Below are 21,062 nucleotides of genomic sequence, written 5' to 3' on the forward strand. Positions count from 1 at the left end.
TAGTTATTTGATTATTTTTAAATCTAAGCTATAATTTAATACAACACGATATATGAAAAAATTTCTAGCCATCCTTATTACTTCTTTGGTAATTCACTTCACAATTGCTCAAATAACACCTGCTCCTTCACGTACAACCGGAGATGGACCATTTGATATGACAATTATTCGTGGCGTTACTGTTATTAATGGCAATGGTGCTCCACCCATTGGACCAGTAGATATCGTTATTGAAAAAAATAAGATTACGAAAGTTCAGGTGGTAGGTTACCCCGGAGTGGAAATAAATCCGGAACGGAGGCCTAAACTTGAAGGAAACGGGATGGAAATAGATGCGGAGGGCATGTATGTGCTTCCGGGATTTGTGGACATGCACGGACATATTGGAGGTACCAGTCAGGGCACTCCTGCAGAGTATGTATTCAAACTTTGGCTTGCTCATGGTATAACGACAATCCGTGATCCCTCTGCCGGAAATGGATTGGAATGGGTACTAAGTCACAAAGACAGAAGTGCCAGAAATGAAATTGTAGCACCACGTATTCTTGCTTATACGTCTTTTGGACAAAACTTGGAGGATGTAAAAGTGGTAAGAAACTTACCCGGTGAGCGGTCAGTAGGAAACGAAGTACTAAAAGGCCCAATCACCAATGCAGAAGAAGCGATTTCCTGGGTTCAGGCAAATTATCGCCGGGGAGCTGACGGCATCAAATTTTTTGGAGCTTCCCCGGAAGTGATGGCTGCAGCATTAAAAGAGAATAAACGACTTGGATTACGATCAGCATGTCACCATGCTCAGTTAAATGTAGGTTGGTGGAATGTGTTAAATTCTGCAGAAGCAGGATTGACTACTATGGAGCACTGGTATGGCCTTCCTGAGGCATTGTTTGACGATCGTGTCGTTCAGGATTACCCTTTGGATTACAATTATCAAAATGAACAGGATCGATTTGGAGAGGCGGGTAAGCTTTGGAAGCAAGCGGCAGAGCCATATTCTGAAAAATGGAACGCTGTAATGAACCGACTTCTTGAACTGGATTTCACATTGGATCCTACGTTCAATATTTATGAAGCCAGCAGGGATTTGATGAGGTCACGAAATGCTGACTGGCATAAAGACTATACGCTCCCTTCGCTTTGGAAATTTTATCAGCCTAGCATGGTTTCTCATGGGTCTTACTGGCATTTCTGGGGAACTGAGGAAGAGGTAGCCTGGAAAGAAAATTACAAACTTTGGATGACGTTTGTGAATGAGTACAAGAACAGGGGAGGAAGGGTTACGACCGGATCTGATTCGGGCTTCATTTTCCAATTATATGGATTTGCGTACATCCGCGAATTAGAGCTTTTACGAGAAGCTGGGTTCCATCCAATTGAAGTTGTTCGATCTGCTACATTGTTGGGGGCTCAAGCGCTGGGAATGGAAAAGGAAATTGGAACCATTGAAAAAGGAAAACTGGCAGATCTTGTAATCGTTGAAGAGAATCCTCTGGCTAACCTCAAGGTGCTTTATGGCACAGGTGCGATCAAATTAACCGAGGATAATGAGATCACAAGAGTTGGTGGAGTAAAGTACACAATCAAAGATGGCGTTGTTTATGACGCCAAAGAGTTACTGAAAGATGTTCGAGAGATGGTGGAAGAAGCCAAAAATGGAGAGGAAATAAAACAACCGGGATATCCAAACTGGAAAGAATAATTATGATGTATAAAAAACCAATCATATTACTTTTAATTATATCTGGATGCCAGATGGGTGGAAATCGTGCGGAGGTGGATAACCAATCTGCACCTCCTCTGGAGAGGGATCCTACTAAAATCTATAATTTGATGGGGGAAGAGCTTCCACCTAAGCAGCTTAGCGATGAAGCAGAGGCTAAACTTCAAAAGAACTTGCAGACTGCACGTTCCAATTATGAAGCAAATCCTGACAGTCTTGAGTTGATCATTTGGTATGGTCGCAGACTTGCTTATCTAGGAAGATACCTGGAAGCAATTGATGTTTACACATCAGGACTTGACAAGTTTCCTACCTCATATAAATTAAGAAGGCATAGGGGACATAGATATATCTCTACCAGGCAGTTTGACAAGGCAATAGACGATTTTGAGTTAGCAGCTTTCTACAGTGTAAATGCCGAAAATGAAATCGAACCGGATGGAATCCCAAATAAATTGAATAAGCCACTTGGGAATGATAAGTTCAATATCTGGTATCATTATGGTCTGGCACATTATTTAAACGGACGATTTGATAAAGCCATTTCAGCTTATCAGAAGTGTATGGAGTTTAGTGACAATAATGATCTATTGACTGCTACTTCCTATTGGTTATATATGACCTACAAAAAAATAGGAAATAGTAAGCTGGCAGATGAGCTATTAGGAAAAATCAATAATAAAATGATTGTTGTTGAAAATGATGCCTACCTGGATTTATTGCTTCTATTTAAAGGTGAAAAATCTGCCGATCAATTGATGAAAAAGGCATTTCCAGAAGAAGAAAATCTAGACCCTACGCGTGGATATGGAATAGGAAATTGGTATCAGCAGCAGGGCAATACCGAAAAAGCCAATGAGATTTTTTTAAAAATAATGGATAGCCCGTATTGGGATGCTTTTGGTTACATAGCAGCTGAAGCTGAGTTAGCTACTGCGTTCCCGGTCCCAATCTCTTGATCTCATTTCTCAGTTGAATGGCAATGTTTGGATAGTCTGTAATGATACCATCTACTCCTGCATTGAGCATTTTGATCATGTCTTCACGGGTATTTACAGGATAAGCATGTACCTCATAGCCTTTGGCATGCATTTGAAAAACACGTCTTGGAGATAGTGTTTCCCATTGAGGGTTGATAGCTTTCATTCGATTACTCTCTTTGGCTCTACCCATGTGAATTCTGGTTTCCAGGTAAAAAGCAATTAACGGGGCAGAGTCTTCTCCCACAATTAATGCTTTGGTTTGGATGTATGGATCCAGTTCATGCACTTCATCTAAGTATTGAGGCTCATACGATTGAAGAATGATCCAGTCTTCACCGTTTTTCTCACTCATCACTACGTCGACGAGCTTCTCAGCAAAATCATGGTAATGAGGATGATCCATGTGTTTGATTTCTATCAGTACGGTGACTTGTCCGTCAATGTAATCCAAAACTTCTTTTAGTGTTGGAATGCGCTGATCTGCGTAGTGCGAGTCGTACCATGATCCAACATCAAATTGTTTGATTTCTTCTAATGTGTAATCGTGAACATCGCCGGTTATCGGATTCCCTAATGTGTCTCGAGCAATTCGATCGAGTCGTTGGTCATGAAACACAATGATCTCTTCATCTTTCGTATGTCTTACATCCAATTCAATTTGATCGACACCTAACTCCAATGCTTTTTCAAATGCAGCCATGGTGTTTTCAGGAGCCAAACCAGAGGCGCCTTTATGTGCGATTATTTGAAACTCCTTGCCTTCAAGCCTATCTATTGAGGTGCTGGCAAACAGATTTCTGTAAAACCAAGGCTCAAATAATGAGAATGCTCCGAATAGAATAAAGAACGGTGCAGAGTAAAGAAGAAATTTCTTAGTCATCAGGTGTGATTATTTAACCGGAAAAGTTAGTAAAAAAGTACCAATTCTTAAGATTTTGCAACTTCAACCAAATTTATTCCTAGTTCAGCTAACTGCTCACTTGAAATTTTACTTGGTGAATCGATCATTACATCCCTTCCTGCATTATTCTTTGGAAAGGCAATGAAATCTCGAATGCTTTGCTCACCAGCCATAATTGCACAAAGACGGTCAAAACCAAAGGCAACTCCACCATGAGGAGGAGCTCCATATTCAAATGCACCCATTAAAAAGCCAAACTGCTCTTCGGCTTCTTCTTTGCTAAAGCCCAGTACTTCAAACATTCTGGCCTGCATTTTTCGGTCATGTATACGAATAGATCCGCCACCTGCTTCCACTCCATTGATAACCATATCATAAGCATTTGCCCTCACAGCCCCAGGATCTGAATCCAGCTTAGCTACATCTTCAGGTTTTGGTGCAGTAAATGGGTGGTGCATCGCATGATATCGCTGAGTTTCTTCGTCCCATTCCAGTAATGGAAAGTCCAGTACCCATGCTGCTGCAACCTTATTTTTATCTCTAAGACCAAGACGTTCGCCCATTTCGAGTCTGAGCTCATTAAGCGCTTTTCTTGTTTGGTTTGTCTCCCCAGCCAAAATCAACATCAAATCACCGGGCTTAGCGCCAAACATCTCAGCCCATCCTTTAAGTGCATCTGGATTGAAGAATTTGTCAACGGAAGATTTGAAAGAACCGTCTTCGTTGTATTTCACATAAACCAATCCTTTTGCTCCTATTTGTGGTTTCTTAACAAAATCGGTTAAAGCATCCAGTTGTTTTCGTGAGTAGTCCGCACATCCTTCTGCATTGATCCCAACAACCAATTCTGCACTATCAAAGACCACAAAGCCTTTGCCCTGAGCCAGATCATTTAGCTCACAAAACTCCATCCCAAATCGTAGATCAGGCTTGTCTGAACCATATTTTGCCATTGCCTCGTCATAGCTTATTCGCTGGAAGTCATCCAATTCAATGCCTTTAATTTCCTTGTATAGGAACTTCGTCATTCCTTCGAATGTCTGGAGTACATCTTCCTGCTCCACAAAGGCCATCTCACAATCTATTTGAGTAAACTCTGGCTGCCTGTCTGCTCTTAGATCTTCATCACGAAAACACTTTACGATCTGAAAATAGCGATCCATACCTGCCACCATCAAAAGTTGCTTAAATGTTTGTGGTGATTGCGGAAGCGCATAAAACTCATTTTCATTCATACGGGAAGGCACTACAAAATCCCGCGCTCCTTCCGGAGTGGATTTGATGAGATATGGCGTTTCAACTTCAAAAAAAGCTTCTTTATTCAAATACTCTCGCACTTTCTGCATCATTGTGTGGCGCAGCTGCAGCTTCTCTCTAATCGGTTTTCTTCGAATATCCAGATATCGATATTTCATTCGGAGATCTTCTCCTCCGTCGGTCTCATCCTCGATGGTAAAAGGGGGTACTTTTGATTCGTTTAGAATCTCCAACTTAGTTACTCGAATCTCGATATCACCTGTGGGCATTTTATCATTTTTAGCGTATCGCTCCACCACTTCACCAGTAGCCTTCACCACAAATTCACGCCCCACTTTCTTAGCCTGATCAATGATCGACTGATCGGTTACGCCTTCTTCAAAAATAAGCTGCGTGATTCCGTATCGATCCCGTAGGTCAATCCACACTACGCCTCCTTTATCTCGTTGTTTTTGTACCCAGCCGGTTAGAGTGGCAGTATTCCCAACATGTTCCGATCGTAATTCTCCACAGGTATGTGTGCGTAGCATAAAATCCTTTTGTTTAAATCAAACGAGGCGCAAAAGTAGGAATTAGCTAATTATTTATCACTAAAAACAACCTCCTAACACCGTTTCATATGGCTCCCAAGGGGAATTACTTAAAAATCTAAATCAGAGCTAGAAAGAAATGTCCCCTTGAGAGGACTGCAGGGGTGTATTTCTTAAATTCGCCATATGAAAAAAATCATCTCCCTTAGTATCCTATTAAATGGCACTTTCCTTTTTGCTCAGGAAAAAATGGTCACACATAAAATCAATGATGAAATTTCTTATGTAGTGCCCGAATCTTTTAATCTCATGAGTAAGGGTGATCGCATAGAAAAATATGTCTCATCACGTGAGCCTCTTGCTATGCATGCTTCGATAGATGGAGAGATAAACTATGGAGTGAATTGGAATCCGATGCAATGGATGGATGGTGATGAACAAATGATCCACGATTTTTATAAGGCGAGTATCCTCAGCATGTTTGATGAGGTAGAGTTTATCCAGCAAGGGATAAAAGAAGTTAATGGCAAAAAATTCGCTGTATTTGAGTTTATTGGGGTGCTAAAAAGCGAAAATGCATTTTCTAACAAGTCTTCGAAAAACTATACCTACATTCAATATACTTCATACAATGAACAGGTGCTGCTGTTCAATTTTGGCTGTAAAGCCAGACTGATGAATCGATGGCAATCTGTCGCCAAAGAAATTATGCAAAGTGTAAAAGTGAAGGAGAAATAATGAGTCTAAGTATATATAGCGACGAACATTTCATGAAGCAGGCCTTAAATGAGGCACAAAATGCTTTTGATGAGGGTGAAATCCCAATAGGAGCGGTTGTCGTGTGTGAAAATAAAATGATAGCGAAAGATCACAATCGAGTAGAACGATTAAACGATGCTACCGCTCATGCAGAAATGCTGGCGATCACCGCGGCTCAAAATCATATGGGATCTAAATATTTAAATGAATGCACCTTGTTTGTTACATTGGAGCCGTGTAGTATGTGTGCAGGAGGGCTTTTTTGGACACAAATAGGGCGTGTTGTGATCGGGGCGCTGGATAAAGACAGAGGATTCTCCAACTATAGTCAAGACATCATCCACCCAAAGACAGACCTGAAATTAGGGGTGATGGCGAATGAGTGTGAACTTTTAATTAAAGATTTTTTTAAGAATATTAGAAAGAATTAGATGTTGAGTACTTTCCTAGTTGAGTGCTTTCCTGTAAAAATTCACCGACCTTTATGATTAATTACAAACTTGGTTTGTCAAGTTTATTTTTTATAAATACTGAAACTAGTTCAGCATGACTTACTTGGCCATAAAGGAAATAATAATTCTAAACCGGCATTCAGGATTTATTTCAGAATCTAAACTTGACAAAGCCAGGACTAATTGACGGATCACTAATTAACTAATCACTAATTAACCAAACAAGGCAACTAATCATGCCCGAGTCTTGTTATCTTCACAAATCATTTTTTGAACCTATAAATAAATCACATAATTATGGCTTTTGAATTACCAAACCTACCTTATGCACACGATGCATTAGAACCACACATTGATGCGAAAACCATGGAAATTCATCATGGTAAGCACCATGCAGGATACGTTTCAAAATTGAATGCAGCTATCGAAGGCACTGATATGGCCGGCAAGTCACTAGACGATTTAGTGAAAAACCATTCAGATAACGGAGCAGTAAGAAATAATGGTGGAGGTCACTGGAATCACTCACTTTTCTGGGAAATTATGTCGCCAAATGGCGGTGGAGAGCCATCAGGTGCTCTTGCTGACGCTATTAATTCAGCGTTTGGATCCTTTGACAAATTCAAAGAAGAGTTTAGTAATGCAGCGGCTACAAGATTCGGTTCAGGTTGGGCATGGCTTTGCAAAAAAGATGACGGCTCATTAGAAGTTTGCTCAACTCCAAATCAGGACAATCCTCTGATGCCGGATGCCGGATGCTCAGGCACTCCAATCCTTGGACTGGATGTTTGGGAGCATGCATACTACCTAAACTATCAAAACAGAAGACCGGATTACATCAGTGCATTCTTCAATGTGGTGAACTGGGATGCGGTAAGCAAAAAGTTTGAAGGATAAACACTTTTAAAAAAGTCGTATATATTTGCGACCAGAAATGAGAACAGAACAATTACATCATCATTCACATCATACCCACTTCACCGAAGAGGTAAGAAGATGATGCTGTAGTTTGTAGAAAATATAACACTAAGGCCCGTCGGATTACCGTCGGGCCTTTTTTGTTGGTCACTACGTGACAGGAATTAATGAGAACGAGAATCAGATAAACTACAATTGAATCAATAAAAAATATCATTCCACCAAACAATGTCTTGTCCTGAAATAGGTTTACACAATTTAAGTGTAAAATGAGAATAAAAACAGGAAGCCGTATTTATCGGAGTGATTCAGAGAAACTACGAATAATACAAGAAGTACTATCAGGTAAACTAAGTAAGGAAGCAGCTCAGCGCAAGTATGGAATTAGAGGTCATAGCGCCATCACCAACTGGATGCGTAGTTTTGGGATGAAGGAGCCATTAAAAGCCCGTGTCTATATGTCCAAACCAAATAAGAAACAGGAGCATCCTGAAGATTTATCTGCAAGAATTAAGGAACTAGAAGAAGCGCTGAAGTTAGCTGAGCTAAAGTCAGAAGCTTATTCAAAGATGATTGACATAGCCGAGGAGAAGTTTTCATTGAAGATCAGAAAAAAGTTGTCCACCAAACAGTCAAAATCATGAAACAAGTCTATCCATCAGTGGGGCTGGATTGTATTTGTGGACTGTTTGGTATGAGTAGGCAATCCTACTATCAATACCAGGCAAGAAGCAGATCATTGGAATCCACTCACCAGCAGATACTTCAGTTAGTTTTAGAGCAACGGGCATTACACCCACATTTGGGAGGTAGGAAGCTCTTTCATATGCTCCAGTCGGATTTTGATCGATTAGGTATCCGCATAGGCAGAGATGCTTTTTTTGATCTACTTTCCAGCCATCACTTGCTGATTAAGCGAAAAAAACGTCGAGTATCGACGACCAACTCCAGGCACTGGTTTAGGAAGTATCCTAACTTGATTAAAGGACTGGATATTCAAAGCGTTAATCAGGTATGGGTCAGTGATATTACCTATTGGAAGTGGAGAGATCGCTTCCATTACATCTGCCTCATCACCGATGCTTACAGTCGAAAAATAGTAGGTTATGAGTTATCTGATAATCTGGAAGCCATCAATAACCAGCGAGCATTACACATGGCAATCGAAAGCCAACCTGAACCTTTAAGAGGCTTAATCCACCATTCAGATCGAGGAATCCAGTACTGCAGTCAAGAATATGTGGACATGTTATCCGCTAGAGGTATACTTATCAGCATGACTGAAAATGGAGATCCATTAGAAAATGCCATTGCTGAACGAATCAATGGAATACTCAAAGAAGAATATCTTAACCATTATGAAGTGGAAAACATGGCTCAAGCCAGAGAACTTTTAAGCTGTGTAGTGAACCGCTACAATCAAGGAAGACCTCATCTAAGCTGTGGTATGAAGACTCCAGATCAGGTTCACTCTACAAATAGTAAGCCCAAACCTCTCTGGAAGAATTATTGGAAAAATACAACTGTCAACATAAAACAGGACTACAATCAAACTGTCAACATATGTCAGGATTAACTATGTTTAACTGTAAACTTATTTTAGGACGATACACAATTCCCCCTTTGGAGGGGGTTAGGGGGAGGTAAAACCAAACTAAAATGAATCAAGTACTGAAAATAGCAGTTCAAAAAAGCGGAAGACTCAACGAGAAAAGCATGGGCTTGCTCAAAGAGTGCGGAATCAAAATCAACAATGGAGGCAAGTTGATGTCTACAGCTTCCAATTTCCCGTTGGAAGTATTCTATCTAAGAGATGATGATATTCCGCAATATGTAGCAGAGGGTGTTGCTGATATAGGAATTGTGGGTGAAAACGAATTCCTGGAAAAAGATGAGCAGGTAGAAGTCATCAATCGACCGGGATTTTCAAAATGTCGCTTATCGCTTGCGGTTCGAAGAGAAGAAGAATACAACGGCTTGGAGTGGTTTGAAGGGAAGAAAATAGCTACCAGCTATCCGGTGATTCTTCGAAAGTTCCTGGAGGAAAAAGGCATTAATGCCACGATCGAGGAGATTAGCGGAAGTGTAGAAATTGCGCCTGGAATTGGTTTAGCTGAGGGAATTTTTGATATAGTAAGCACAGGTAGCACACTCTTAGCCAATGGTCTGAAAGAAGTTGAGGTAGTACTTCGCAGTGAGGCGCTTCTCATTGCTAACCCTAATCTTAACACGGAGCAAAAAGCACTTCTTGATAAGTTGCTCTTCCGTATCGAGGCGGCAAAATCGGCGAAGCAGAATAAGTATATCCTTCTCAATGCCCCAAATGATAAGCTGGATGCTATTGTTTCATTATTGCCAGGCATGAGGAGCCCTACGGTTCTTCCATTGGCAGATGAAGGATGGAGCAGCGTTCACAGCGTTATAAAAGAGGATGATTTCTGGGAGGTCATCGACCAGTTGAAAGAAAAAGGAGCAGAAGGCATTTTGGTTTGCCCAATTGAAAAAATGATTGTTTGAAAATCAAATTTCCCCCTTTGGAGGGGGAATAAGGGGGAGGAAAAAATGAAAACAATAAAATACCCGGATACGTCTCAATGGGCTTCACTTTGTGAGAGACCAACCTTTGATATTTCAGAGTTGGAAAGCACGGTTAATGGCATTTTATCCGATGTAAGAGAGAGAGGAGATGATGCTCTTCTTGAAATGGGGAAAAAATTTGACGGTGTTGAACTGGAAACAATTGAAGTTAATCCCCAGGAGCAGTCATTTGAAATTGATCCTGAACTGGCAGAGGCAATAAAGACTGCAAAGAAGAACATTGAAAAGTTCCACCTTTCGCAGAAAGAAGATGTACTTAAAGTAGAGACCATGGAAGGGGTCAGCTGCTGGCGCAAAAGTGTAGCGATTCAAAATGTCGGGCTCTATATTCCAGGAGGATCTGCACCATTATTCTCAACGCTATTAATGCTGACCATCCCCGCTAAAATTGCTGGATGTAAAAATATCGTTGTTTGCACTCCACCTTCATCAGGTTTTGATGCAAATACTCCCCCGGTGGAGGGGGATTTCTATAAGAAATCATCAAAACCTATTGAATATCTGAATCCTGTTATTGGCTGGACGTGTCAGCTATTAGGGATTGAAAAAATCTATTTGACAGGAGGCGCACAAGCAGTAGCGGCCATGACCTTTGGTACTGCATCCATACCAAAAGTGGATAAGATCTTTGGTCCTGGCAATCAGTACGTGACTGCAGCCAAACAACTTGCTCAGAATTATGGAGTAGCTATCGACATGCCTGCCGGACCGAGTGAAGTATTAGTGATTGCTGACGACACTGCATATCCGGAGTTTGTTGCAGCAGACCTGCTTTCTCAAGCAGAGCATGGACCCGACAGTCAGGTAGTCTTAGTTAGCAACTCAGAAAAACTCATTTCAGAAGTAAATGAAAAAATAGCCAAACAAGTAAACGAGCTACCACGAAAAGACATTGCTTTAAAGGCACTTGAAAACAGTCAATCAATTCTGGTTAAAGATTTGAATGAGGCAGTTGCCTTCAGTAATTATTATGCTCCGGAGCACTTAATCATTGCAACTGAGAATGCTGAGGAATTAGGAGAGCAGATCACGATAGCAGGTAGTGTATTTCTAGGCAATTGGAGCTGTGAGAGTGCAGGAGATTATGCGAGTGGCACCAATCACACATTACCCACCAATGGATACGCACGAAATTATAGTGGTGTGTCTCTGGATAGCTTTGTTAAGAAAATTACGTTCCAGAAGCTCTCTGAGAAGGGCATTCAAAACCTCGGTCCAGCAATTGAAAAGATGGCAGAAGCGGAGCAGTTGCAGGCACACAAGAATGCGGTGAGTTTGAGACTAAATAAGCTTGGTAATGAAAACCTCCCCCTTGCCCCCTCGGAGAGGGGGAATGGTACCCTCTCAATGTCTTGTCCTGAAATAGGTTTACACAATTTAAGTGTAAAATGAGAATAAAAACAGGAAGCCGTATTTATCGGAGTGATTCAGAGAAACTACGAATAATACAAGAAGTACTATCAGGTAAACTAAGTAAGGAAGCAGCTCAGCGCAAGTATGGAATTAGAGGTCATAGCGCCATCACCAACTGGATGCGTAGTTTTGGGATGAAGGAGCCATTAAAAGCCCGTGTCTATATGTCCAAACCAAATAAGAAACAGGAGCATCCTGAAGATTTATCTGCAAGAATTAAGGAACTAGAAGAAGCGCTGAAGTTAGCTGAGCTAAAGTCAGAAGCTTATTCAAAGATGATTGACATAGCCGAGGAGAAGTTTTCATTGAAGATCAGAAAAAAGTTGTCCACCAAACAGTCAAAATCATGAAACAAGTCTATCCATCAGTGGGGCTGGATTGTATTTGTGGACTGTTTGGTATGAGTAGGCAATCCTACTATCAATACCAGGCAAGAAGCAGATCATTGGAATCCACTCACCAGCAGATACTTCAGTTAGTTTTAGAGCAACGGGCATTACACCCACATTTGGGAGGTAGGAAGCTCTTTCATATGCTCCAGTCGGATTTTGATCGATTAGGTATCCGCATAGGCAGAGATGCTTTTTTTGATCTACTTTCCAGCCATCACTTGCTGATTAAGCGAAAAAAACGTCGAGTATCGACGACCAACTCCAGGCACTGGTTTAGGAAGTATCCTAACTTGATTAAAGGACTGGATATTCAAAGCGTTAATCAGGTATGGGTCAGTGATATTACCTATTGGAAGTGGAGAGATCGCTTCCATTACATCTGCCTCATCACCGATGCTTACAGTCGAAAAATAGTAGGTTATGAGTTATCTGATAATCTGGAAGCCATCAATAACCAGCGAGCATTACACATGGCAATCGAAAGCCAACCTGAACCTTTAAGAGGCTTAATCCACCATTCAGATCGAGGAATCCAGTACTGCAGTCAAGAATATGTGGACATGTTATCCGCTAGAGGTATACTTATCAGCATGACTGAAAATGGAGATCCATTAGAAAATGCCATTGCTGAACGAATCAATGGAATACTCAAAGAAGAATATCTTAACCATTATGAAGTGGAAAACATGGCTCAAGCCAGAGAACTTTTAAGCTGTGTAGTGAACCGCTACAATCAAGGAAGACCTCATCTAAGCTGTGGTATGAAGACTCCAGATCAGGTTCACTCTACAAATAGTAAGCCCAAACCTCTCTGGAAGAATTATTGGAAAAATACAACTGTCAACATAAAACAGGACTACAATCAAACTGTCAACATATGTCAGGATTAACTATGTTTAACTGTAAACTTATTTTAGGACGATACACAACTCCCCCTTTGGAGGGGGATGGGGGGAGGAAAGATGAAAAATTCCATCACTACAATAAAAACCTAAAAACGAAAGCCAGGAAACTCAGGAATGAAGCAACTAAAGCTGAGGCAGTCCTATGGAAACACGTGCTCAGAGCTAGTGGCATAGGGTACCCGTTTAGAAGGCAAAGACCCATAGATAATTACATTGTTGATTTTGTTTCTCTACCACTAAAACTCATTATTGAGATAGATGGGATCACACACTCCTACGAAGATGTAGCAGAGAATGATAAAATAAGACAAAAAAAACTTGAAGAATTGGGCTACAAAGTCATTAGAATTCCAGATGATGCTATCCTGTCTAATGTAGATCGAGTTAGGAATTTTTTGATTGAAGAAATTAAGAACCTCCCCCTAACCCCCTCCAAAGGGGGAAATTGAAGTAGATAATTTAAAAATAACATGTTCGACATAAATAAAATAACACGCGAAAACGTCAAGAAACTCAAACCCTACTCCAGTGCGAGGGATGAATTTGACGGTGTTGCTGAAGTATCCTTGGATGCGAATGAAAATCCATTCGGGTTTGGTCTAAATCGTTACCCTGATGGAACAATGAGTGGCTTGAAAGCTGCCATCGCTAAGTATCGGAATGTGGAGATCCCCCGATTGATCTTCGGCAATGGAAGCGACGAATTAATTGATTTACTTATTCGTGCCTTTTGTGAGCCGGGTCAGGACAAAGTCATGATCTTTCCGCCAACTTTCGGCATGTATAAAGTGGCTGCAGATGTAAATAATGTGGAGGTAATCACAGAACAGCTGACAAATGATTTTCAAATAGATTTCGAGAGCTTACAACCCAAGTTATTAGATGAAAATCTGAAGATCATTTTTATCTGCTCCCCAAACAACCCAACGGGTAATTGTATCAATAAAGAAGCCATATTGTCCATTCCAGCCGCATTTTCCGGACTAGTCGTTGTTGATGAGGCCTACATTGATTTTGGAGGGGAAAGCCTTGTTGGAGAAAACATTTCTAATCTGTTCATTCTCCAAACCTTTTCGAAATCGATGGGATTGGCAGGTGCAAGGTTGGGTATAGGGTTTGGGTCGGCAGAGGTGATCGATGTATTGAATAAAATCAAACCTCCATACAACGTCAATACATTGACACAAGAAAAAGCGATTGATGTGCTGAATATACCTGAGCTAATCAAGAAACAAGTTTCTATCTTGATTGAAGAGCGAGAAAAAATGGAGCAAGCATTGAAGGACATTCCTTCTGTTAAAAAAATCTATCCTTCAGATGCTAACTTTCTATTAGTGGCTTTTGAGGATGCTCGAAAAACCTATGCAGATCTGATGTCAAAAGGCATTGTGGTTCGTGATCGTTCCGTTCAGGTTTCGGATACTTTGCGAATCACGATCGGTACTCCTTCCGAAAATCAACGACTCATTGCCGCTCTCAGAGAAGATGAGTACGAAGAAAAAGGTAGAATTGGAAGGTGTGTCCGAACAACATCAGAGACGAAAATCAAGATTGAAGTCAATCTGGATGATCCATCTAATACAAGCATCTCTACCGGAGTGGCATTTTTTGATCACATGTTGGATCAGATTGCCAGACACGGAGCAATTGGATTGTATGTGGAAGTAGAAGGAGATATTGAAATAGACACACATCACACAATTGAGGATACTGCCTTGGCTTTGGGAACTGCATTTAATGATGCACTTAAAGATCGGAAAGGAATTGAACGGTATGGATTCCTACTTCCAATGGATGATTGCCTGGCGCAGGTGGCCATCGATTTTGGCGGACGTCCATGGCTGGAGTGGGATGCTTCATTTGATGCTACACATGTGGGAGAAATGCCTACCGAGATGGCTTCCCACTTCTTCAAATCATTTTCAGATACAGCAAGATGTAACCTGAATGTAAAAGCAGAAGGAGAAAATGATCATCACAAAATCGAGTCGATATTCAAGGCTTTCGCAAGAGCAATAAAGATGGCAGTTAGGAAAGATGATAGTGGGGTGATGCCAAGCACGAAGGGAGTGTTATGAAAGGAAAAAACATCCCCCTAACCCCCTTCAAAGGGGGATTCGCTCTCAATTTTATTTTGAGTAAATGTCCCCTTGAGGTGGTCCGACATTTCGGGACCATATGAGTGTTTCGTTACAAATCACAATTATGATCGCAATCGTAAAATACAATGCAGGGAATATCCGATCGGTGAAAAATGCGCTTGATCGTATTGGTGTGGAGTCTGTGATTACAGATGATCCTGATACATTGAATAGTGCAGAAAAAGTCATTTTTCCCGGGGTAGGTGAAGCAGCAACTGCAATGAGTTATCTGAAGGAAAGAGGACTGGATGAGGTTATTGTTTCCTTGAAACAGCCTTTTTTGGGGATTTGCTTAGGCATGCAATTGATGTGTGCGCATTCAGAGGAAAAAGACACCAAATGCCTGGGCATCTTCAAAGAAAATGTCCACAAGTTTCCTTCAAATGGAATAGTGCCACATATGGGTTGGAATGACTTCATTAAAGCCGAAGGTCCCTTGTTTGAGGGAATCACAACGAATGACAACATGTATTTTGTACACAGCTATTATGCGGAAGTAGGAGAAGATACGGTTGGAGTGACCGACTATCTGGTGCCATTTACGTCAGCACTTCAGAAGGGCAACTTTTACGGAGTTCAATTTCACCCGGAGAAGTCGGCGGATGTGGGGCAAAAGCTGTTGGAGAATTTTTTAAAAATATGAAATGTAGATACGTCATCGCGAGCTTGCGAAGCGATCTCAAGAATAAGATTGCTTCATCAGCTTAGAGTTGATTCGCAATGACGGTAAAAAATAAAATTATGCGAATAATACCAGCCATCGACATCATAGAAGGAAAGTGCGTGCGACTTTCTAAGGGAGATTACGCAACGAAGAAAATATACAATGAAGATCCACTCGAAGTTGCTCAGCAATTTGAAGATGCAGGGTTGAAGTACCTTCATTTAGTTGATCTGGATGGAGCCAAAGCTAAACACATTGTGAATTGGAAGGTGCTTGAAAAATTGACAAATAAAACGCGTTTGAGAATTGATTTTGGAGGAGGAATCAAATCTGATCAAGACTTACGAATTGCTTTTGAGAGTGGTGCACAGCAGATCACAGGGGGAAGTATAGCAGTGAAGGAACCTGTGAAATTCACCTCCTGGATTACGGCTTATGGGGCCGAAAAAATCATTCTTGGTGCGGATGCGATGGATGGTAAGATTGCTGTATCCGGCTGGCAAGAGGAGTCAGATCTTGAGATTGAAAGTTTCATTCAGGACTATGCGGTAAAGGGGATTGAGTATATAATCTCTACAGACATCTCCAAGGACGGTATGCTGGAGGGACCTTCGTTTGACCTGTACCAATCCATTCTTGAGAAACTGCCGGACTTGAAATTGATTGCCAGTGGTGGCGTCTCTTCCATTGACGATTTAATCAAGCTGAAAGAACAGGGACTGGAAGGGGCGATTGTGGGAAAAGCGATTTATGAGAATAGAATTAGTTTGAAGGAATTGGGTGGATTAACATCCCCCTAACCCCCTTCAAAGGGGGATTCACATCTGATTTAGTTCAGAAATATCCCCTTAAGGGGATTATAGGGGTGTTTTATTAGGAAAATATGTTAAAAAAACGAATCATACCGTGCTTAGACATCAAAGACGGACAAACCGTAAAGGGTGTCAATTTTGTGGACATCCGAAATGCCGGGGATCCAATTGAGTTGGCAAAAAGATACGTGAAGGAAGGAGCAGACGAGTTGGTATTTCTTGACATCACCGCCACAGTGGATGGTCGGAAAACCTTTGCGAAGCTGGTAGAAGAGATTGCCCATGAAATCAATATTCCCTTCACAGTTGGAGGGGGGATATCCTCCGTAGAAGATGCCGCAGTATTGGTGAAAGCAGGTGCCGACAAGGTAAGCATCAATTCTGCTGCAGTGCGAAGACCGGAACTGGTCAAAGAAATAGCCGACGAATTCGGAAGTCAGTTTGTGGTGGTGGCCATAGATGCCGGTCTGGTAAGTGGAGATTGGAAAGTGTTTGTGAAAGGTGGCAGAGAAGCTACCGATATCGATGTGTTTGAGTGGGCAAAGAAAGTGGAAACGCTTGGTGCCGGAGAAATACTACTTACTTCTATGCAGAATGACGGAACAAAAGCAGGTTTTGCGTTGAAGCTGACCGAAAAATTGGCTGCAGAATTAAATATCCCAGTGATTGCTTCAGGGGGTGCAGGAAACACCGAACATTTTGCTGAAGTATTTGAAAAGACCAAAGCAACAGGCGCATTAGCGGCAAGTGTTTTTCACTTTGGAGAGATTCCAATACCGCAACTCAAAGAGTTTCTTAGACAAAAGAATTTAGATATTAGACTTTAGATAAATGACTAACTCAGAAATCAAAAATCAGAACTCAGAACTTATACCAGCAATCATCCAACATGCGGAAACCAACCAGGTACTCATGCTTGGCTACATGAATGATGAATCATTGGCCAAAACCAAAAAGGAAGGAAAAGTAACTTTCTACAGCCGATCCAAGCAGCGACTCTGGACGAAAGGCGAGACTTCAGGCAATTTTTTAAATGTGGTTAGTGTACAGGAGGATTGCGATAACGACACTTACCTGATCAAAGTGATTCCTGAAGGGAATACATGCCATAAAGGCACCTACACTTGCTTTGGGGAAAAAGAACCCGCTGGATTTCTTCACGAATTACAAGGAGTGATCCAAACCAGAAAAGCTAATCCTTCAGAGAAATCGTATACTGCAGAGCTTTTCCAAAAGGGAACCAAGAAGATTGCTCAGAAAGTAGGCGAAGAAGCAACGGAGGTGATTCTGGAGGCTATGGATAATAAAAAAGACTTATTGGTTGAAGAATCCTCCGATCTTCTGTATCACTTTTTGGTTTTACTAGCTGACCAGGGTCTGAAACTGGAAGATGTAGAGTCGAAGTTGATGGAGCGGCATTTGAAGAAGTGAGAACTACTTTTTAGATACGTTCTTTAAAAATCGGTTAAGGGATTCCTTCAATCGTTCCTTCTCTTTAAACAGGTCACTCGAGATCTTTACAATAGATCCATTCTTAAGGTGCAGTTTCCAAACAATCGATTCTATGCCTTTGGAAGTAGATACTGTTTTTTGCTGCCTGGCAATGTCATCCACATGAATATCATAATTCTGTCTAAGGTTTTTAATCCTGATATTTTGTTCAGTGATGGCCAACGTGGTGAAGCTCGACACTATCGCGATGGTTGTCACTAATCCAATTCCAATTAAAACCCACTTCAGGACGTACAAATTTTCCTGATTTCGTAGAATCAATGCCGCTCCAAATAATAATCCGGGGATTATAATCATCAGTGTGTTGGAACGGAATATCTGTTCCCGATCGACCGATTCATCAGAGGAACTTAACGCCATTTGACTAATCTATTGGATAAGGAACAAAAACAAAATTTGTAAACTGCTCATCTATCACAAATAGGCAACAGTACTCATCTGGGTCTTTGTAGTTTTCTTTAAAAACCTTTTCATCCTCTACGATTCCGCGCTGTGTAAACTCCTCCATAAACGAGGCAAAATACTTCCAGGTATTTTCTGCCTGTCCCGCATCTATCAGTAGTTGACCAATAGGTTGGTCAATCTTGCACATAGCAAAAACCGGATACTCAGAAAATTCCTGTCGTCTGATCGCATAGGAAGCTTCTTTTAATGGTTCCGATATCTTCACAAAATCAGAGGATATCTGACCTAAATATTTTGGATCTAATTCTGGATCGTTATGCATAATTTTGATAGTATGAATAGAAAGCCAATAAAAATTCTACTTATAATAATCGTGCTTCTTTTAATAATTGAACTAATATCTTACTTGATAACAGGAGTGCTATTCCCGTTTGATTCAAATGCTTGATTCAATCTTTCAATTGTAAAAGAACCACATTCTCCACATGAGCCGTCTGTGGAAACATATCCACTGGCTGAATTTTAACCACATCGTACGACTGCCCTAACACTTCCAAATCTCTTGCCTGTGTGGCAGGATTGCAGCTCACATACACGATTCGATCAGATTTGAGATCAGCAAGTAGCTGTGTGACCCTTGGATGCATTCCTGCTCGTGGGGGATCAGTAATAATCACCTCCGGCTTTCCATGCTGATTAACAAATTCATTGCCGAGCAAGTCTTTCATATCTCCCGCATAGAAATCTGTATTGGTGATCCCGTTGATCTCACTGTTGATCTTTGCGTCCTCAATGGCTGCTTCCACATATTCTATTCCCACCACTTTTTTTGCCGATCGAGCAACAAAATTGGCAATGGTTCCGGTTCCCGTGTACAGGTCATAAACCAATTCATCACCTTTCAAATCTGCAAAATCCGCTGCAACCTTATACAGCTCATGTGCTTGAGCAGAATTCGTTTGATAGAATGACTTAGGACCAATCTTAAACTTCAAATCACCCATTTGCTCCATGATGTGATCTTTTCCGGCAAATAACTCCACCTCTAAGTCGCTATATGAATCATTCCCTTTTTCATTTACCACATACATCAGAGAAGCAATATCAGGAAATTCCTTTTGGATGTGATTCATCATCAAGTCAATCAGTTCCTGATCCCGGTAATGTACCTGAAGAATCACCATCACCTCGCCGGTTGATGAAGTTCGGATGATCAGGTTTCTTAAAAATCCTTCTTGTTTTTTCACATCGTAATATGGAACGCTATGCGCATCAGCAAAAGCCTTTACCTTCAAACGAATTTCGTTGGAGGGGTCTGGCTGCAAATGGCACTTATTGATATTTACGATTTTGTTAAACTGTTTTGGTATGTGAAAACCAAGACCTGTTCTTACCTGCTCCTCGCCGCTTTCAATCTCCTCTTTGGTCAGCCATCGGAAATTTGAAAAAGTAAACTCCAGTTTATTCCGGTAGAATGACGTTTTTTCTGAGCCAATGATTGGCCTGACATCAGGCAGATCCAATCCACTAAGCTTTCTTAGATTTTCTTCTACATGCCCTTGCTTGTATTTCAGCTGCGCATCATATTCCATATGTTGCCACTTACATCCCCCGCATAAGCCAAAGTGCTCACAAAAAGGCTCAATTCGTTCGTTTGATTTTTCAATCAACTCCTCTGCGTAAGCCTCTAGAAACTTCTTTTTCTTACCAACAATCCTGGCCTTCACCACATCGCCGGGCGCGGTTTCTTTCACAAATACCACTTTGCCATCTACACGTCCTACACCTTTTCCTTCCGACGATATTCCGGTTATCTCCAAAGAATCAATTGTTGCTCCCTTCTTCATGACCGCAAAATTAGCATGAGCATGGTTGCTTTATCGTTTCTGCAATACTTATTTCTATTTCTTCTTTTTTTGGAGAGAACAGACTGCATTCCACATCTGCAGATATTCGCGCTGTACGCCTTACGTTGTGCCGGCTTCCATCCCGTCTAAGTCGCTGATTGACTTGCTTCGATTAGCATTCACCAACGTCAAGGAGGGAGGGGAAGAAAATTAGAACGTAACTCTGAACTTGTTTCAGAGTCTACAGAAAGGTTTAAGCATTCTGGAACGTAGATGCTGAAATAAATTCAGCATGACTAACATTGGGAGTTTCGTGCTCTTAATTTTTAAGTCACCCTGAACTCGTTTCAGGGTCTATAGAAAGGTTTAGTATTCTATAACGTAGATGTTGAAGCGAGTGCGGACGGCTAGTCTCAGTATGACTTAGAGGAATTGTTTGATGCTTTTAATTTACAACGTCACTCTGAACTTGTTTTAGAGTCTCCTAAATTAAGGGTCTATTTTAACGTTATGAGAAACGGCTACACCTACATCCTATCTAATGCGAAAAGAACGCTACTGTATGTTGGGATGACTAACGATATAGAAGTGAGAGTCTTGCAGCATAAAGCAGGTATGGGCTCAAAATACACAAAGAAGTACCACCTTAAATACTTAATGCACTTTGAAACATTTCCTTTAATCGAACAGGCAATTGAGCGTGAAAAGCAACTTAAGAACTGGCACAAAGAGTGGAAATGGAATTTGATAAAAGCACATAATCCGGAATTGAATGATTTAGCAGAAGACTGGTTTGATGAGAGTGATATTGAATCAGTATTGACTGGGAAATTAAAATAGATTCCGAAACAAA

23 protein-coding genes are annotated in these 21,062 nt (G+C 41.1%); 18 read left to right on the forward strand and 5 right to left on the reverse strand.

Translation table 11 applies throughout. The annotated features are described in order from the left end of the window. The first annotated feature begins 52 nt into the window (after positions 1 to 52). A complete protein-coding gene (locus tag ACQK2H_RS04720) occupies positions 53 to 1,699 on the forward strand; it encodes an amidohydrolase family protein (RefSeq protein ID WP_425390319.1) in 1,647 nt (548 codons plus the stop codon). Positions 1,700 to 1,701: 2 nt separating this feature from the next. Continuing rightward, positions 1,702 to 2,679, forward strand: a complete 978-nt coding sequence (locus ACQK2H_RS04725; protein WP_425390320.1) for a tetratricopeptide repeat protein — start codon at positions 1,702 to 1,704, stop codon at positions 2,677 to 2,679. Here the strand turns inward: ACQK2H_RS04725 and ACQK2H_RS04730 are convergent. After that, a complete protein-coding gene (locus ACQK2H_RS04730) occupies positions 2,651 to 3,583 on the reverse strand; it encodes a glycerophosphodiester phosphodiesterase (RefSeq protein WP_425390321.1) in 933 nt (310 codons plus the stop codon). The genes ACQK2H_RS04725 and ACQK2H_RS04730 overlap by 29 nt on opposite strands. 47 nt (positions 3,584 to 3,630) lie before the next feature. After that, positions 3,631 to 5,391 carry an aspartate--tRNA ligase gene (aspS, locus tag ACQK2H_RS04735; protein ID WP_425390322.1) on the reverse strand — a complete coding sequence of 587 codons (1,761 nt, stop codon included), beginning with the start codon at positions 5,389 to 5,391 and terminating at the stop codon, positions 3,631 to 3,633. 186 nt (positions 5,392 to 5,577) lie between these two features. Here aspS and ACQK2H_RS04740 point away from each other — a divergent pair, with 186 nt between their 5' ends. The 15 genes from ACQK2H_RS04740 to hisIE all read left to right on the forward strand — a co-directional run bounded on the left by ACQK2H_RS04740 (position 5,578) and on the right by hisIE (position 17,876). Then, positions 5,578 to 6,129, forward strand: coding sequence for a hypothetical protein (locus ACQK2H_RS04740; RefSeq protein WP_425390323.1), 552 nt, complete (start codon positions 5,578 to 5,580; stop codon positions 6,127 to 6,129). Then, positions 6,129 to 6,581, forward strand: coding sequence for a nucleoside deaminase (locus tag ACQK2H_RS04745; RefSeq protein ID WP_425390324.1), 453 nt, complete (start codon positions 6,129 to 6,131; stop codon positions 6,579 to 6,581). Before ACQK2H_RS04740 ends, ACQK2H_RS04745 begins: the two co-directional genes overlap by 1 nt. Positions 6,582 to 6,899: 318 nt before the next feature. Continuing rightward, on the forward strand, positions 6,900 to 7,499 hold the full coding sequence (locus ACQK2H_RS04750; RefSeq protein ID WP_425390325.1) for a superoxide dismutase: 600 nt from the start codon (positions 6,900 to 6,902) through the stop codon (positions 7,497 to 7,499). A 290-nt stretch (positions 7,500 to 7,789) separates the two neighbouring features. Further along, positions 7,790 to 8,164, forward strand: coding sequence for a hypothetical protein (locus ACQK2H_RS04755; RefSeq protein WP_425389432.1), 375 nt, complete (start codon positions 7,790 to 7,792; stop codon positions 8,162 to 8,164). Continuing rightward, positions 8,161 to 9,096 (forward strand): IS3 family transposase, encoded by a 936-nt coding sequence (locus ACQK2H_RS04760; RefSeq protein WP_425389433.1) that lies wholly within the window; start codon positions 8,161 to 8,163, stop codon positions 9,094 to 9,096. Before ACQK2H_RS04755 ends, ACQK2H_RS04760 begins: the two co-directional genes overlap by 4 nt. An 83-nt stretch (positions 9,097 to 9,179) precedes the next feature. Then, positions 9,180 to 10,037 (forward strand): ATP phosphoribosyltransferase, encoded by an 858-nt coding sequence (gene hisG / locus ACQK2H_RS04765; RefSeq protein ID WP_425390326.1) that lies wholly within the window; start codon positions 9,180 to 9,182, stop codon positions 10,035 to 10,037. Between the two features lie 45 nt (positions 10,038 to 10,082). Beyond that, a complete protein-coding gene (gene hisD / locus ACQK2H_RS04770; RefSeq protein ID WP_425390327.1) occupies positions 10,083 to 11,510 on the forward strand; it encodes a histidinol dehydrogenase in 1,428 nt (475 codons plus the stop codon). Next, the gene (locus ACQK2H_RS04775) at positions 11,507 to 11,881 is read left to right on the forward strand and encodes a hypothetical protein (protein WP_425389432.1); all 375 of its coding nucleotides are present in this window, start codon (positions 11,507 to 11,509) and stop codon (positions 11,879 to 11,881) included. Before hisD ends, ACQK2H_RS04775 begins: the two co-directional genes overlap by 4 nt. Beyond that, on the forward strand, positions 11,878 to 12,813 hold the full coding sequence (locus ACQK2H_RS04780; RefSeq protein ID WP_425389433.1) for an IS3 family transposase: 936 nt from the start codon (positions 11,878 to 11,880) through the stop codon (positions 12,811 to 12,813). Before ACQK2H_RS04775 ends, ACQK2H_RS04780 begins: the two co-directional genes overlap by 4 nt. Further along, positions 12,801 to 13,277, forward strand: a complete 477-nt coding sequence (locus ACQK2H_RS04785; RefSeq protein ID WP_425390328.1) for an endonuclease domain-containing protein — start codon at positions 12,801 to 12,803, stop codon at positions 13,275 to 13,277. Before ACQK2H_RS04780 ends, ACQK2H_RS04785 begins: the two co-directional genes overlap by 13 nt. A gap of 21 nt (positions 13,278 to 13,298) precedes the next feature. After that, positions 13,299 to 14,906 carry a histidinol-phosphate transaminase gene (gene hisC / locus ACQK2H_RS04790; protein WP_425390329.1) on the forward strand — a complete coding sequence of 536 codons (1,608 nt, stop codon included), beginning with the start codon at positions 13,299 to 13,301 and terminating at the stop codon, positions 14,904 to 14,906. A gap of 127 nt (positions 14,907 to 15,033) precedes the next feature. After that, positions 15,034 to 15,612, forward strand: a complete 579-nt coding sequence (gene hisH / locus ACQK2H_RS04795) for an imidazole glycerol phosphate synthase subunit HisH (protein WP_425390330.1) — start codon at positions 15,034 to 15,036, stop codon at positions 15,610 to 15,612. Positions 15,613 to 15,710: 98 nt separating this feature from the next. Beyond that, a complete protein-coding gene (hisA, locus tag ACQK2H_RS04800) occupies positions 15,711 to 16,433 on the forward strand; it encodes a 1-(5-phosphoribosyl)-5-[(5-phosphoribosylamino)methylideneamino]imidazole-4-carboxamide isomerase (protein WP_425390331.1) in 723 nt (240 codons plus the stop codon). Between the two features lie 83 nt (positions 16,434 to 16,516). Then, positions 16,517 to 17,272, forward strand: coding sequence for an imidazole glycerol phosphate synthase subunit HisF (gene hisF / locus ACQK2H_RS04805; RefSeq protein WP_425390332.1), 756 nt, complete (start codon positions 16,517 to 16,519; stop codon positions 17,270 to 17,272). A gap of 4 nt (positions 17,273 to 17,276) precedes the next feature. After that, on the forward strand, positions 17,277 to 17,876 hold the full coding sequence (gene hisIE, locus ACQK2H_RS04810) for a bifunctional phosphoribosyl-AMP cyclohydrolase/phosphoribosyl-ATP diphosphatase HisIE (protein WP_425390333.1): 600 nt from the start codon (positions 17,277 to 17,279) through the stop codon (positions 17,874 to 17,876). 3 nt (positions 17,877 to 17,879) lie between these two features. On the opposite strand, the gene ACQK2H_RS04815 is transcribed toward hisIE, so the two are convergent. From ACQK2H_RS04815 to rlmD, 3 genes are all read right to left on the reverse strand, one after another. Continuing rightward, entirely contained in the window at positions 17,880 to 18,317 is a 438-nt protein-coding gene (locus ACQK2H_RS04815) for a hypothetical protein (RefSeq protein ID WP_425390334.1), read from the reverse strand. A gap of 4 nt (positions 18,318 to 18,321) precedes the next feature. Next, a complete protein-coding gene (locus tag ACQK2H_RS04820; protein WP_425390335.1) occupies positions 18,322 to 18,684 on the reverse strand; it encodes a hypothetical protein in 363 nt (120 codons plus the stop codon). A gap of 127 nt (positions 18,685 to 18,811) precedes the next feature. After that, on the reverse strand, positions 18,812 to 20,209 hold the full coding sequence (gene rlmD / locus ACQK2H_RS04825) for a 23S rRNA (uracil(1939)-C(5))-methyltransferase RlmD (protein ID WP_425390336.1): 1,398 nt from the start codon (positions 20,207 to 20,209) through the stop codon (positions 18,812 to 18,814). A gap of 510 nt (positions 20,210 to 20,719) precedes the next feature. On the opposite strand from rlmD, the gene ACQK2H_RS04830 reads away from it, so the two are divergent. Further along, on the forward strand, positions 20,720 to 21,049 hold the full coding sequence (locus ACQK2H_RS04830) for a GIY-YIG nuclease family protein (RefSeq protein WP_425390337.1): 330 nt from the start codon (positions 20,720 to 20,722) through the stop codon (positions 21,047 to 21,049). Positions 21,050 to 21,062: the final 13 nt, after the last annotated feature.

This window comes from Ekhidna sp. (genome assembly GCF_965228795.1).
Lineage (GTDB): Bacteria > Bacteroidota > Bacteroidia > Cytophagales > Cyclobacteriaceae > Ekhidna.